The organism is Microbacterium sp. zg.B48 (assembly GCF_024623505.1).
Classification (GTDB): domain Bacteria; phylum Actinomycetota; class Actinomycetes; order Actinomycetales; family Microbacteriaceae; genus Microbacterium.
The window spans coordinates 208,561-221,479 of sequence record NZ_JANJFE010000005.1; the positions used below are offsets into that span (position 1 = coordinate 208,561).

The 12,919-nt window shown below is 70.4% G+C and carries 13 protein-coding genes; 3 read left to right on the forward strand and 10 right to left on the reverse strand.

Going from position 1 to position 12,919, the window contains the following annotated elements; genetic code table 11:
• Positions 1 to 57: 57 nt before the first annotated feature.
• From NQ152_RS04970 to NQ152_RS04985, 4 genes are all read right to left on the reverse strand, one after another.
• Positions 58 to 1,209: an NAD(P)/FAD-dependent oxidoreductase gene (locus NQ152_RS04970; RefSeq protein ID WP_257523209.1), complete on the reverse strand. Its 1,152-nt coding sequence runs from the start codon at positions 1,207 to 1,209 to the stop codon at positions 58 to 60.
• Positions 1,202 to 1,903, reverse strand: a complete 702-nt coding sequence (locus NQ152_RS04975) for a methyltransferase domain-containing protein (RefSeq protein WP_257523210.1) — start codon at positions 1,901 to 1,903, stop codon at positions 1,202 to 1,204. Before NQ152_RS04975 ends, NQ152_RS04970 begins: the two co-directional genes overlap by 8 nt.
• The gene (locus NQ152_RS04980) at positions 1,900 to 3,033 is read right to left on the reverse strand and encodes a type III polyketide synthase (RefSeq protein WP_257523211.1); all 1,134 of its coding nucleotides are present in this window, start codon (positions 3,031 to 3,033) and stop codon (positions 1,900 to 1,902) included. Before NQ152_RS04980 ends, NQ152_RS04975 begins: the two co-directional genes overlap by 4 nt.
• Before the next feature lie 244 nt (positions 3,034 to 3,277).
• Complete coding sequence (locus NQ152_RS04985) at positions 3,278 to 4,684, reverse strand: MFS transporter (RefSeq protein WP_257501093.1); 1,407 nt, start codon at positions 4,682 to 4,684, stop codon at positions 3,278 to 3,280.
• Between the two features lie 57 nt (positions 4,685 to 4,741).
• Between NQ152_RS04985 and NQ152_RS04990 the strand changes: the two genes are divergently transcribed.
• On the forward strand, positions 4,742 to 5,269 hold the full coding sequence (locus tag NQ152_RS04990; RefSeq protein WP_257501094.1) for a helix-turn-helix domain-containing protein: 528 nt from the start codon (positions 4,742 to 4,744) through the stop codon (positions 5,267 to 5,269).
• 25 nt (positions 5,270 to 5,294) lie between these two features.
• Here the strand turns inward: NQ152_RS04990 and NQ152_RS04995 are convergent, their stop codons facing one another.
• Positions 5,295 to 6,458 (reverse strand): acyl-CoA dehydrogenase family protein, encoded by a 1,164-nt coding sequence (locus tag NQ152_RS04995; RefSeq protein WP_257523212.1) that lies wholly within the window; start codon positions 6,456 to 6,458, stop codon positions 5,295 to 5,297.
• A gap of 81 nt (positions 6,459 to 6,539) precedes the next feature.
• Here NQ152_RS04995 and rraA point away from each other — a divergent pair, with 81 nt between their 5' ends.
• A complete protein-coding gene (gene rraA / locus NQ152_RS05000; RefSeq protein WP_257523213.1) occupies positions 6,540 to 7,019 on the forward strand; it encodes a ribonuclease E activity regulator RraA in 480 nt (159 codons plus the stop codon).
• Positions 7,020 to 7,067: 48 nt separating this feature from the next.
• On the opposite strand, the gene NQ152_RS05005 is transcribed toward rraA, so the two are convergent.
• The 3 genes from NQ152_RS05005 to NQ152_RS05015 all read right to left on the reverse strand — a co-directional run bounded on the left by NQ152_RS05005 (position 7,068) and on the right by NQ152_RS05015 (position 9,807).
• A complete protein-coding gene (locus NQ152_RS05005) occupies positions 7,068 to 7,652 on the reverse strand; it encodes a nitroreductase family protein (RefSeq protein ID WP_257523214.1) in 585 nt (194 codons plus the stop codon).
• 149 nt (positions 7,653 to 7,801) lie between these two features.
• The gene (locus NQ152_RS05010; protein WP_257523246.1) at positions 7,802 to 8,920 is read right to left on the reverse strand and encodes an ABC transporter permease; all 1,119 of its coding nucleotides are present in this window, start codon (positions 8,918 to 8,920) and stop codon (positions 7,802 to 7,804) included.
• A 2-nt stretch (positions 8,921 to 8,922) separates the two neighbouring features.
• Positions 8,923 to 9,807 (reverse strand): ABC transporter ATP-binding protein, encoded by an 885-nt coding sequence (locus NQ152_RS05015; protein ID WP_257523215.1) that lies wholly within the window; start codon positions 9,805 to 9,807, stop codon positions 8,923 to 8,925.
• A 250-nt stretch (positions 9,808 to 10,057) separates the two neighbouring features.
• On the opposite strand from NQ152_RS05015, the gene NQ152_RS05020 reads away from it, so the two are divergent.
• A complete protein-coding gene (locus NQ152_RS05020) occupies positions 10,058 to 10,633 on the forward strand; it encodes an NADPH-dependent FMN reductase (RefSeq protein ID WP_257523216.1) in 576 nt (191 codons plus the stop codon).
• A 164-nt stretch (positions 10,634 to 10,797) separates the two neighbouring features.
• Here NQ152_RS05020 and NQ152_RS05025 read toward each other — a convergent pair whose 3' ends face one another.
• Together NQ152_RS05025 and NQ152_RS05030 are read right to left on the reverse strand one after the other, a co-directional pair.
• Positions 10,798 to 11,463 (reverse strand): response regulator, encoded by a 666-nt coding sequence (locus tag NQ152_RS05025; protein ID WP_374113565.1) that lies wholly within the window; start codon positions 11,461 to 11,463, stop codon positions 10,798 to 10,800.
• 77 nt (positions 11,464 to 11,540) lie between these two features.
• Positions 11,541 to 12,809, reverse strand: coding sequence for a sensor histidine kinase (locus NQ152_RS05030; protein WP_257523218.1), 1,269 nt, complete (start codon positions 12,807 to 12,809; stop codon positions 11,541 to 11,543).
• Positions 12,810 to 12,919 lie beyond the last annotated feature (110 nt).

A 12,919-nucleotide genomic window follows, 5' to 3' on the forward strand; every position in this document is an offset into this window, starting at 1 on the left:
GTGGTGCAATGCCTCAGTCTCGTGGCTCCTCTGCAGTCTCGCGGGCTCGCGGGCGGCTCAGGGGCCGGCGTCCAAGCCCATCGCGTAGGCCCACGCGAAGCCGCGCCCGAGCGGCGGAGCCAGCATGCCGCGCACGAACGTGCGACGCGCCAGGTCGGCGGCGGCGCCGCGCGGACGACCGAGCACCGTGTTGACGGCCGCCAGTCGTCCGGCCCGCACGGCCGAGCGGACGCGGCGGCGCTCCCATGCCGCCAGCCCCTCTTCGGGCGCCGCGCGCTCGTGCACCCACCGCGTCAGCAGCGGTGCCAGCCCGACCGCATCGAGCAGCCCCAGATTCATGCCCTGCCCGCCGATCGGACTGACCTCGTGCGCGGCGTCCCCGATCACCAGCAGCCGCCCGTGGCGCAGCCGCGGCGCGCACACCCGCCGCACCCCGAATGCGGTCGCGGTGACGACGGCATCGGCGACGGATGCTTCACCCCGGGCTCGCAGCGCCGCCTTCAGTCGCTGCACGCGAGCGGACGCGGAGTCCTCGGCTTGCACGGCCGCGGCATCCCACGCCACCATGCGACGCATCGACCCCGGCAGCGGGAAGGACTCCAGCACCCCGCTCGGTGCGAGATTCACGACGGCGATATCGGCATCCGCCCCGTCCCCCACGGGGACGTCGGACATCAGGTAACGGTCCCGGTACGTCGTGGTCGGAATCCGGTCGGCGCGAAACGCCAGGTGCCGGGCCGACCACCCGCCGGCCAGCACGACCAGCGGTGCGCGCAGTTCTTCGTCCGCCCGGCCCGGTCGTGCGATGGTCACGTCCACGCCGGTCGGTCGCGGCCGGATCACTGTCACGTCGGCACCGCGCTCCGGGGCGGGTGCGAGCCCGCCCAGCACCGCCTCGGTCTCGGCCTGCGGCAGGGTCGCGACGAACGGGAAGCGGGCCGACAGGTGATCGAAGCGCACGATGCCGAGGATCCGAGACCCGGCGCGCGCCTCGCCGCGCGGCACCCGGCGGGCGGCGTCCAGCAGGCGCTCGGTCGCTCCGGACTCCTCGAGAGCGGCCAGGACCGGTGCGTGCACGCCGATCGCGCGCGTGCCTCCGCCCGGCCTCGCCCGGCGCTCCAGGAGGCGCACGTCGACGCCGCGGCGCACGAGCTCGGCCGCGAGAAGCGTGCCGACCGGTCCGGCGCCGACGACGAGGACCTCAACCACCGGCTGAGCCCGGTGCCACCGCCAGCAGGCGGAACCGGGCGGACTTCTCCACCTGCCACGGCGTTCCGAGGACATCGGCGAGCTCGTCCTGTAGGTAGCTGCGGCGGATGGAGCGCAGGCCGTCCGTGCGCAGGAAGGTGCCGGCGGCGAAGGGCGTGACCCCGATCGCATACAGCGCGTAAGCGAGTCGCCCGCGCTCGATGTCGCTGTGCAGCACGATGCCGCGGGACAAGTCGCGGGACTGCTCGACGAACTCGCCGAGCTCGGCTGGGGTGAGGTGGTGCACGACGTGATTGGACAGCACGAGGTCGAAGCGCTCGCCGGTGGCGAGCAGGTCGGCAGCATCGGCGCACAGGAAGGTGGTCCGGGGCGGAGCGGGGCGGCTGAGCGCGACTTCGAGCGCGCGCGGGTCGGGGTCGACTCCGACCCACTCCACCTCGAATCCGTCGCTCTGCGCCCATCTCGACAGCTGGGAGATCACGTCCCCTCCGCCGCAGCCGAGGTCCAGGACGCGCACCGGCCCGTCGCGGGTCGCCAAGAAGGGGCGGATGCGTGATCGGTAGACCGGTCGCCACCGCGACACCAGCCGGTTGATCGTCTCGAACCGCCGCAGCGTGGCGCGCAGGCGGTCCGGGTCGCACGATGGATCGTCCATCAGCTCGCGCAGGGCGACGTCGCGCTCGGCCAGGCTCATCCCGCCGCTGCCAGGTGTCGTTCTGCGCCGGCACTGGGCACGACCGCCGCGGTCCGCTTGGTGAAGAGCGCCGATTCCACGGTGAGGCCGGGTCCGAAGGCGAGGCCGGCGATCCTGGCGCCGTCTCCGACCGTGTCATCGTGCAGCAGTTCGCGCAGGATGAACATCACCGTGGCGCTGGACATGTTGCCGTAGTCCCGCAGCACGGCCCGCGATGCCTGCAGCGCTTCGGGGGCCAGTTCCAGCCCGGCCTGAACCCGATCCAGGATGCTGCGGCCACCGGGGTGGACCGCCCAGGCAGTGGGCACCTCGCCGTCCAGGAAGCCGTCCACCGCAGCCCGGATCTCCCGGCCGATGATCCGGGGGACTTCGCCGGTGAGGACCATCTCGAACCCGTCGTCGCCGATGGTCCAGGCCATGTCCTTCTCGCCCTCGCTGGTCAGGGTCGTGCCGAACCGCTCCAGGTCCAGGCCGGGACGCTCGGCCGCATCGGCCGTGATGACCGCCGCGGCCGATCCGTCGGCGAACACGGAGGACGAGACGATCTGATCCGGCGACGTGCTCGGCCGGATGTGCAGGCTGCACAGCTCCGTGCACACGACCAGCACCGCCGCATCCGGCTGCGCGGCGCAGAACCGCTCAGCGGCGCGCAGCGCGGGGAATGCGGCCGCGCACCCGATGAACCCCAGGTGGTAGCGCTCCGTCGAGGATGCCAGTCCCAGATCGCGGACGATCCGGAAATCGGGGCCGGGGGCGAAGCATCCGGTGCACGAGACGGTGACGACGTGCGTGATCCGGGATGCCGGCATCCCCGCCTCGTCCAGCGCGGACTGCGCCGCTCGGCGGGACAGCTCGGGGGCGAGCCGGATGTACTCCGCGTTGCGCAGCGCGGTGCCGGGGGAGCGCAGCGCGCCCGCGGCGTCGACGAAGATGCCGTCGCGACCGGGATCGCCCAGTTCGCGGAGGACCGTGTGCCGCCGCTCGATCTGGGCGGCGTCGAACGTGGCGCGGATGAGACGCTGCGTCAGCCGGTCGCAGTCGGGCTGCTGGGCGAAGAAGTCGCGGATGCGATCCTGTGTGATCGTCGTCGGTGGCGTCGCGGTTCCGATCGACAGGATGCGTGCGGTCATGCTTCACGATATGCCGGGAACATCGCTGACGCGAAGGGATTGCACGATCGCGATCCCTGTGCGCCAGCCTCTGTGCGCCCTGCTCTGTGCGCCGCCTCTGTGCGCCCTCGTCGCGTCCCGCGCCGCCGCCCGCCCATCCTCGCCGCGGCCCCCACCCATGCTGTTCACTTGCCCTGTATGCACGCCGATCGCCCCGGTTCGCGTACATATAGGGCAAGTGAACGGAGGAAGGGGCGCCGCCCGCTCAGCGGGCCGCGGGAGCGTGGGCGTCGGGCAGGTCGCGGAGCGACCAGAACGGGCCGATCAGCACGAACAGCGCCGCGAAGAGCTGGCCGAGGGCGCCGATCCACATCGTCGCGACCACCCCGAGCCACGCGCCGAGGGCACCGGAGAGCAGCGCGGCCAGCGGCATCACACCCCACACGACGAAGCGGACCGAGGCGTTCATCCGCCCGAGCAGGCGCGGCGGGGTGATCCGCTGCCGGAAGGTCACCTGCGTGATGTTGTACCAGAGCACCGTGAAGCTGGCGACGAATCCCTGCGCGACCAGGAGGGGGAAGGCGACGGACGGCACCATCGCCGCGACCGGCAGGAAGACCGCGACGACGCTGAATCCGATCGCGCTGAGCGGAATCGACCGGGCCTCGCCGACCCACCGCACGATGTGCGGGGTGGCGATGGCGCCGGCCAGACCGCCGACGGCGCCCAGCGAGAAGATGACCCCCATCGAGATCGGGCTCAGCCCGAGTTCGCGCAGCAGGAAGATCGGCAGCATCGTCATCGAGATGGTGTTGAAGAAGTTCGAGGCGCCGGTCGTCCCGACAATTCGGCGGAGCAACTTCTCGGTGAAGACGAAGCGCAGCCCTTCCCAGATCTCGTGCAGGATCGGGGCACGGTCCTCGGGGGCGCGGTCCTGTTCGTCGTCTCGCGTGAGCAGGAGGGCGACGAACGAGATGACGTACGTGCCGACGGTGGCGAGGATGGCGAAGGGCGCGGTGAGGATGCCGATGAGCCAGCCGCCGATTCCCGGACCGGCGATGTTGGCCAGCTCGTACGTGGATTGCAGCTTGCCGTTGGCCTCGGCGATCTGGCTCGGGCGCACCAGCGAGGGGATGATGCTCTGGTACGACACGTCGAAGAACACCGTCGCGATCCCCACGACCAGGGCGACGGCATACAGATGCCACATCTGCAGGGTGCCGAGCCACCACAGCAGCGGAATGAGCCCGAGCGCCAGCGCACGGACCGCGTCCGCCCAGATCATGACGTGGCGCTTGCGCATCCGGTCGATCCACGCCCCCGCCGGGAGTCCGACGACCAGGAACGCGGCGACGCCCGCGGCGGTGAGCATGCCCACCTGCAGCTCGGTCGCGTTCAGGATCAGCACGGCCAGCACGGGGATCGCGAGCTCCTGGATCTGCGATCCGAACTGGCTGAACGCCTGTCCGCTCCACAGGGTGAGGAAGTTGCGGTCCCGCCACAGGCTCCGGGGAGCCCGGGGGCGCCCGGTGCGGACGGCGGATGCAGACCCGAGCCCGTCGCCGTCCGTCTCCGCGGTGACCGGGCCGGCGAACCCGCCCGGTCGCTCGGATTCGGCACGGGCCTCGGCGATCACGTCGCGGTCCGTGCCATCCGACTCTGATTGGGACATGCCAATCAGTGTCCGTCACTGATTGAGGAATGTCAATCGCCCGGCTAGGCTGGAGCCATGAGCCAGGAGCGGATCGTGCTGGACGAGGGCGACCCGGCCGCGCAGGCGCGCATCCGCGCCCTCGGCTCCGCGACGCGACTGCGGATCCTGCGGCTGTGCGCCTTCGAGTCGCGCACGAACAAGGAGCTCGCCGAGCTGCTCGGGGTCAACCCCGGGACGATGCTGCATCACGTGCGAACGCTCGTGCAGACCGGGTTCCTGGCAGCCGAACCCGACCGCGCCGGCACCCAGGGGGCGCGCGAGGTGCCGTACCGGGCGACCGGACTGTCGTGGCGGACCTCGATGCCGGGCGGGTCGCTGGTCATGGTCGAGACGTTCCTGCAGCAGATCGCGGGACTGCCGCCGGACGACGTGGACACGACGTGGCTCGGGCTGAAGATCAACGACGAGCACCGCGAGGAGCTGGCGCAGCGCCTGTATGAGGTGATCAACGAGTTCAAGGAGCGCGGTCCGGATCCCGACGGTCAGCCCTACTCCCTGTTCACCGCGCTGCATCCCGACCTCAACCCGCCGTCCGCGCGTTGAAGCCGGGACCGCGTCGGCGCGTCCGTCAGCGGGTCAGGCGGCGCCCGATGATCTCCTTCATGATCTCGGTCGTGCCGCCGAAGATCGTGGCGACGCGGGAATCCATGTAGTCCCGAGCGACGGCGTATTCCCGCATGAAGCCGTATCCGCCGTGCAGCTGCAGCGCCCGCTGGATCACGCGCTGGTGCAGCTCGGTCGTCCACCACTTGGCCATCGCGGCGGTGATCTCATCCAGCTCGTGCCCGGACGCATCGAGGATGCACCGATCGATGAAGGTCTGCGTCACCTCGATCTCGGTCGCCAGTTCGGCCAGGTAGAAGCGGTTGGCCTGGAAATCCGCGATGCGCTCGCCGAAGGCGCGGCGTTCGCCGGCGTAGGCGAGCGCTTGCTCGAAGGTCGCCCGCATCCGCGCCATCGACGTGATGGCGATGCTGAGACGCTCGATCGCGAGGTTGCGGCGCATGTTGGTGAAGCCCTCGCCCTCGCCGCCGAGCACGTTGGTCCGCGGAACGCGGACGTTCTGGAAGAACAGCTCAGCGGTGTCCTGCGCGGGCAGGCCGATCTTCTTCAACGGTCCGGAGCGGGTGAATCCCGCAGCATCCGCATCCACAATCAGCATGCTGATCCCCTTGCGGCCTGCGGCAGGATCGGTGCGGACGGCCACGATGAAGAAGTCCGCGAGCAGGCCGTTGGAGATGAACGTCTTGGCGCCGTTGAGCACGAGCACGTCGCCGTCCGGGACGGCCGTGGTCGTGATGGCTGCCAGATCCGAGCCGGTGCCCGGCTCTGTCATGGCGATCGCGCCGACCTTCCGCCCGGCGAGCATCGGGGCGAGCCAGCGCTCGTTCTGATCCGCGGTGCCGAAGTTGGTGAAGTACGGCGCGACGAGGTCGTTCTCACCGCTGATCGACATCGACACGTCGCTCGCGCCGGCGCGGGCGAACTCCTCGATCACGATCGCATTGAACCGGAAATCGTCCATGCCGCCGCCGCCGTACTCCTCGGGCGCGGTGATCCCGAGCAGACCGGTCTCGGCTGCCTTGCGGAAGAGGTCGCGGTCGACGCGTCCGGCCTCGCCCCAGGCGGTGAGGTGCGGGGTGACCTCGCGCTCCACGAAGCGGCGTACCACGTCGCGGAACTCGTCGTGGTAATCGCCGAAGATCGTACGGGGAAGAGCGACACTGGTCATGAGAAGATTGTAGTGAAAATCAATGATTTATAACAACAACGATCGGAGCGCCAGCGAGCGCTGACTGGCTAGCGTGTCGTCATGACGATCGCGACTGCGGACCTGTACGACCAGCGCGGGGACGCGCTGAACTCGCTGGCACTCCAGCTGCACGACCTGGGCGGACGCACCGCATTCAACGGTCCGATCCGCACGGTGCGGTGTCACCGCGACAATGCGCTGGTCAAGGCGGTCCTGGCCGGACCGGGGAACGGCGCGGTGCTAGTGATCGACGGCGGCGGCTCGCTCGAGTCCGCCCTCGTCGGGGATGTGATCGCGGCATCCGCTGTCGATCAGGGCTGGGCCGGGATCATCGTCTTCGGGGCCGTTCGCGATCGTGCGGCGATCCGCACTCTGCCCATCGGCGTGAAGGCGCTCGGGAGCAATCCGCGTAAGAGCGCGAAGGACGGGACGGGCGAGGTGGATGTGCCGATCGTCATCGCCGGGGTCGCCTTCACGCCGGGCCGGCACGTATGGGCCGATGCGGACGGCGTGCTGGTGGAGCGGCCCGAGGAGAGCTGAGGCGCCGGGCCTCAGCCGGGCGCGGCCCTCAGGCCGCGGCGGCGGGCCTCAGGCGTCGAGGAGGATGCTCTCGGACAGCGCGCGACGCACACGGGGCGCCGACTCGCGTTCCTGAAGCGCCTCCGGCAGGTCGGCGGCATCGCCGAGTACGCCGAGGGCGATGACGGTGACGGGGCGGAGGTTCTCGCCGAGGTCGAACCGCGCGCGCAGCGCGTCGCCGTCGAAGCCGCCCATCTGGTGCACGTGGAGCCCGTCATGGTGGGCCTGCACGCTCAGGTGCGCGACAGCCTGCCCGAGATCGTACGCGGCGAAGGGCGTCGCCTTTCCGGAGGTGTCCGCGGTCTCAGCCACGGCGACGATGAGCACCGCGGCCTTGTCCGCCCATGCCTGATTGAAGCCGAGCAGACTGTCATGGATCGCGTCGTGGGCCGAGCTGCCGCGGCGGGCGACGATGAACCGCCAGGGCTGACTGTTGTTCGCCGACGGAGCCCACCGCGCCGCTTCGAGGGCGCTGGCGAGCTTGGACTCATCGATGGGAGCGTCCACCGCGAACGCGCGAGGGCTCCAACGCGCGCTGAGCACGTCGAGAACGGGAGCGTCGGTGTCGGCCGAGCGGGACAGGGTGGCAGTCATGGCGACCTCACATGTAGCGGTTCTTCGGGGGGCGGGTCGCCATTGGCCCTCAGAGTCAACCTTATTCGTCCGAATAAATTCCCACCGCCGCGTGCGGGAACGATGGATGCCCCGGCCGCTCCGGCCGAGGCATCCATCGTCGTCGTCGGTCAGCCGCGCAGTGCCTCCCGCAGCTTCACGCGCCCCCCCATCCGCAACAGCGAGTTCTGGTAGATCCGCGCGCCGATCAGGATCGCGGCGATGCACGTCGCGATCAGGATGAGCAGCGACAGGATCGGTTCCCACCACTGCGCCTCGCCCAGGTACAGACGCATCGGCATCCCGACCGGGGCGGAGAACGGCACGTACGACATGACCGTCAGCACCAGCGGGTTGTCGTTGAAGAAGATGACCAGGAAGTACGGCGCCATGATCAGCATCGTCAGCGGCGTCGTGGTCGAGCCGATGTCCTCCTGTCGCGAGACCATCGCGGCCGCTGCGGCGAACAGCGCCGCCAGCAGGATGAAGCCGAAGAAGAAGAAGACCGCGAACCACGCGATCGGCGCGCCGAGGCCCTGCAGGATCTCACCCTGTCCGGTCACGGTCAGTCCGATCACGGCCACCGCGGCCAGCACCAGGATCTGGCCCATGGCCAGGATGGTGTTGCCCACGACCTTGCCGGCCAGCAGCGCCCGCGTCGGGATGGCCGAGATGAGCAACTCGACCACACGCGTCTGCTTCTCCTCCACGACGCTCTGCGCGATCGTCCCGCCGAACAGCGACGCGGCCAAGAGGAAGACGATCCCGAAGCCGAGTGCGACGAGGTAGCGCAGCGCAGGGTTGGTGTCCGACGGGTTCAGCAGCTCGACCGGGGGCACCTGGGCCAGGCTCAGCAGCAGCTGGGTGGGCGCCGACGTCTCGGCGATGACCGCGACGCCGACGGGCGACGAGGGATCGCCGACGATGGCGGCGTCCACGTCTCCGCTCGTGACCAGCGCCTCGGCCTCGGCACGGTCCGCCGCACCGGTGACCTCGAGGCCGGGGACGTCCTGCACGTACGACGCGGCGTCGCTGGTGACGGCGACCGGAGTGCCGGACGAGGTGCCGGCGGAGAACCCGCCCCAGACCACCAGGGCAAGCGCCCCGAGGAACAGGATCACGGTCGAGATGACGAACGCCTTGCTGCGCAGCTTCGAGGCGATCTCACGCTCGGCGACCAGCGCGATGCTCTGCGCGGTGCTCGGCGGGCCCGGGGTGCCGACGGTGCGCGGCGACGGGTCGGTGTGCACGGTCACTGGATGACCTCCTTGAAGATCTGGGCGAGGGTCGGATGCTGTGGCGCGAAGCTCGCGACATCGCCCTGCGCTACGGCGCGGCGCAGCACGCGCTGGGTGGTCTGCTCGCTCTCGGTCTCGAACACGGCGTAGCCGCCGTCGAACTCGAGGACCTCCACGCCGGGCTCGTCGCGCAGCCAACCCGCGTCGCTGGCCGAGACCAGCTCGTACCGGCGTCGGGAGTGCTCGGCGCGCAGGGCGTCGCGGGTTCCGGCGGCGCGGATCCTGCCTCCGGCGATGATGACGAGCTCGTCGCAGAGCCGCTCGACGACATCCAGCTGGTGCGAGGAGAACAGGACGGCGGCGCCGCCTGCGGCGCGTTCCTGGAGGACGCCGGCCACGACATCCACCGCCAGGGGATCCAGACCCGAGAACGGTTCGTCCAGGATCAGCACCTGCGGTTCGTGCACGAGCGCCGCGGCGATCTGCGCACGCTGCTGGTTACCCAACGAGAGCGTCTCCACGTTGTCGCCCAGGCGCTCGCCGAGACCGAGCTGTTCCAGGAGGACGCTCGCCCGCTCGGTGGCGTCCGCCTTCGAGTAGCCGTGCAGCCGCGCCAGGTAGACGATCTGCTCGAGCACCTTCATCTTGGGATACAGGCCGCGTTCCTCGGGCATGTACCCGAATCGACGCCGGGAGGCCGCAGTGACCTCGGTGCCATCGAGTGTGACCGTGCCGCCGTCGCCGGCGAGCACGCCCAGCACGATGCGCATCGTGGTGGTCTTGCCGGCGCCGTTGCCGCCGACGAACCCGGTGAGCCGGCCCGGTCGCACGTCGAACGACACGTCGTCCAGCACCCGCCTCCCGCCATAACTCTTCGTGATCCCTCTGAGCTCCAGCATCCTGTTCCCGTCTTTCCACTCGGCTGTCCATACGCAGCGCACGCGCATCGACAATCACGCTACGCAGACCGTCGCCGCGCGGCATCCCCCCGAGGGCGGGTTTTCGCACACCCCGGTCCACCGGCAGGGGGAGGCCTCCGCATCGGGTCAGAACGATGCAGGAATACATCTGCCCGCGCCTTCCTTGCACCGGACGGAACGTCCACGGTGGCCCCCGCACCGGGGGTCGCCTTTGCCTGGAAGGAAACCCATGAGCGAGCGCACCATCGGCTACATCGTCGGAAGCATCTCGAGCACCTCGATCAACCGCCGCCTGGCGAAGTCCCTGGAGCGTCTCGCCCCCGAGGGCACCACCCTGGTCGAGATCCCCATCGCCGACCTTCCCTTCTACTCGCCCGATATGGACGCGGACTTTCCGCAGGTGGCGCTGGACTTCAAGCAGGCCATCGCCGACGTCGACGGCGTCATCATCGTGACCCCCGAGTACAGCCGCTCGATCCCCGGCGTGCTCAAGAACGCGCTGGACTGGTCGGTGCGCCCCTACGGGCAGGCCTCGTTCAACGGCAAGCCCACCGCGGTGATCGGCACCTCCGGCGGCGGCATTGCGACCGCTGCCGCTCAGCAGCACCTCAAGGCGATCCTCAGCCACATGAACGCCCCGACCCTGGGCCAGCCCGAGGGGTACGTGCAGACCACGCCCGGTCTGTTCTCCGAGACCGGCGAGGTCACCGATGACGCGACCGCGGCGTTCCTCGTGGCGTACCTCGACGCGTTCGCCGCGCTCGTCGAGCGCTACGCGAGCGAGCGCGTTCCGGCCGCCGCGTAGTCGGCGTCGTAGCGGACGGCGCATAACTCCTGCGCTCTGCGGGTCAGGTCGCACGGCGCCCTGACCACCCGCGGCCGAACCCACCGGGCTCCGCGGGTCTGCCGGAGTTATGCGCCGCCCCGCCGCCCCCCGCTCAGAGAGCGCGGGGCGAGGGGAGCCGCCTCCTAGGCCAAGCCGTGCCGGTGCGCGTAGACGACGGCCGCCACGCGGTCCCGCGCGCCGAGCTTCTGCAGCACGTTCGAGACGTGCGTCTTGACCGTCGCCTCCCCGATGAACAGGCGCTGGGCGATCTCGGCGTTGCTCAGCGCCTGGGCGAGCAGGTGCAGCACCTCCCGCTCCCGCTCGGTGAACGCGGGCTCGGCGGCGGTGACCGGAACACAACCGTTCGCCGGCGAACCGTCCGCCGGCACAGCGCCGGCCCGCCCGCTCGCGGGCGGATCCTCGAGCGTCGCGAAGCGCTCGATGACGCGTCTGGTCACCTCGGGGGCCAGCAGTGCGTCACCGGCGGCGGCCACCCGGACGGCGGAGACCAGTTCTTCCGGGCCGGCGTTCTTGAGCAGGAACCCGCTGGCTCCCGCCGCCAGCGCCTGGAACAGATACTCGTCGCGGTCGAACGTCGTCACGATCACAACGGCTGCCTCCAGGCCGGAGTCCCTCACGATGCGGCGCGTCGCGTCCAGCCCGTCCATGTCGGGCATCTGCACGTCCATGCAGATGACGTCGGGGCGCAGAACGGATGCCGCGGCGACCGCCTCCACGCCGGTGGATGCCTCGCCCGCCACGACGATGTCCTGTTCGGCCTCGAGGATCATGCGAAAGCCCAGCCGCATCACGGCGTGATCGTCGACGAGCAGCACCCGGATGGGCGCAGCCGCTGCGCCGTCCGCGGCGTTCCCCCGCTGCGCCCTCACGCGCGCACCCCGGCGGAGATCGGGATCCGCGCACGCACGAGGAAGCCCCCGCGCTCGCGCGGGCCGATCTCGATCCGTCCTCCGGAGGCCGCCGCACGCTCGCGCATCCCGACGATGCCCAGGCCGGGCCGGGCGAACGATGACCCGCGGCCGGTGTTGGCCACCTCCAGCTCGACGTCGGAGTCGTCGTAACGCAGCCGGACATCGGCCGCGGCACCGGGGCCGCCGTGCCGACGGGCGTTGGTCAGGGCCTCCTGCGCGATGCGGTACATGTTCACCTGCGCGAGCTCGGGAATCTCCACCGGGTCGCCGACGACGGTGAAGCTGGTGGGCAGGCCGTTCTCGCGGGCGTGGTCGATGAGGCGCGGAAGCGCGGCGAGGCTGACGGTGGACTCGGCCGGATCCGCGCCCGGCGACGTGCGCAGGGTCTCCAGCAGCTGGCGCAGCTCGGTCAGGGCCGACCGGGCCGAGGATTCGATACCTCGCAGCGCCCGGCGGGCGGCGTCGGGATCGCGTTCCAGCACCGCCCGCGCCGCACCGGCCTGCACCCCCATGGCCGAGACGTGGTGCGCGACGACGTCGTGCAGCTCGCGCGCGATCCGCACCCGATCCAGCGCCACCGCCTGGGCGGCGGTGCGCTCGCGTTCGTGTTCGAGTTCGGCGGTGCGCTGCTGCAGAACGGTGCGCTCGATCGCCGAGGCATATGCCCGATCGCCCATGTAGTAGGCGCCTCCGAAGAACGCGGCGTTCACCAGGAACTGGATGAGCATGAACGCCACGAACGGTGAGAACACCCCCACGCGCGAGAGGCCATCGTCGATCGGTGCCGTCGCCGACTGGAACGTGGTGACCAGAAGCCACCCGAACATGCCGACGATGATGAGGATGCGCACGAGGTTCGCGCGGCGGCGGTCGTCGACCCAGGCGCCGACGGTGTACACGGCGATGAACAGGGCGATGTTGCCGACGTACAGCTCGGGGACCTTCAGCGAGACGCCGACGAAGAACGCCACCGCGACGATGACCGCGGCGATCTCCGGAAACCGCCGGCGAACGGCGAGCGGACCGGTCAGCGCGACGGTGTACAGCAGTGCCCAGCTCAGGTGCGACGTGTCCTCTCCGTAGACTCCGGCCACCGACCCGAGGGCGGCGCTCAGGATCGCCCCCAGGAGCAGTCCGGCCGCGAGCCAGCCGTCGGCGCGGAGGTCCGCGGACGTCGGGCGGGGGCGGGTCGTCACCTCGGAGGGAACGGGGAGCGCGGGCATGCCATCCACGGTACGGGGGAGCCGCGGGACCGGCATCCCCCGCAGGGCGGACAAACGCGGAACTTGCTATTGACAAGTTCGCTTGCTTTTTGCAACCATGGCGTCATCAC

Excerpts from the sequence above, each read along its gene's own strand:
- NQ152_RS04975 (WP_257523210.1), bottom strand. The coding sequence starts at position 1,903 with ATGAGCCTGGCCGAGCGCGACGTCGCCCTGCGCGAGCTGATGGACGAT.
- NQ152_RS04980 (WP_257523211.1), bottom strand. The coding sequence starts at position 3,033 with ATGACCGCACGCATCCTGTCGATCGGAACCGCGACGCCACCGACGACG.
- NQ152_RS04985 (WP_257501093.1), bottom strand. The coding sequence starts at position 4,684 with ATGTCCCAATCAGAGTCGGATGGCACGGACCGCGACGTGATCGCCGAG.
- NQ152_RS04990 (WP_257501094.1), top strand. The coding sequence starts at position 4,742 with ATGAGCCAGGAGCGGATCGTGCTGGACGAGGGCGACCCGGCCGCGCAG.
- NQ152_RS04995 (WP_257523212.1), bottom strand. The coding sequence starts at position 6,458 with ATGACCAGTGTCGCTCTTCCCCGTACGATCTTCGGCGATTACCACGAC.
- rraA (WP_257523213.1), top strand. The coding sequence starts at position 6,540 with ATGACGATCGCGACTGCGGACCTGTACGACCAGCGCGGGGACGCGCTG.
- NQ152_RS05005 (WP_257523214.1), bottom strand. The coding sequence starts at position 7,652 with ATGACTGCCACCCTGTCCCGCTCGGCCGACACCGACGCTCCCGTTCTC.
- NQ152_RS05015 (WP_257523215.1), bottom strand. The coding sequence starts at position 9,807 with ATGCTGGAGCTCAGAGGGATCACGAAGAGTTATGGCGGGAGGCGGGTG.
- NQ152_RS05020 (WP_257523216.1), top strand. The coding sequence starts at position 10,058 with ATGAGCGAGCGCACCATCGGCTACATCGTCGGAAGCATCTCGAGCACC.
- NQ152_RS05025 (WP_374113565.1), bottom strand. The coding sequence starts at position 11,463 with ATGCGGCTGGGCTTTCGCATGATCCTCGAGGCCGAACAGGACATCGTC.
- NQ152_RS05030 (WP_257523218.1), bottom strand. The coding sequence starts at position 12,809 with ATGCCCGCGCTCCCCGTTCCCTCCGAGGTGACGACCCGCCCCCGCCCG.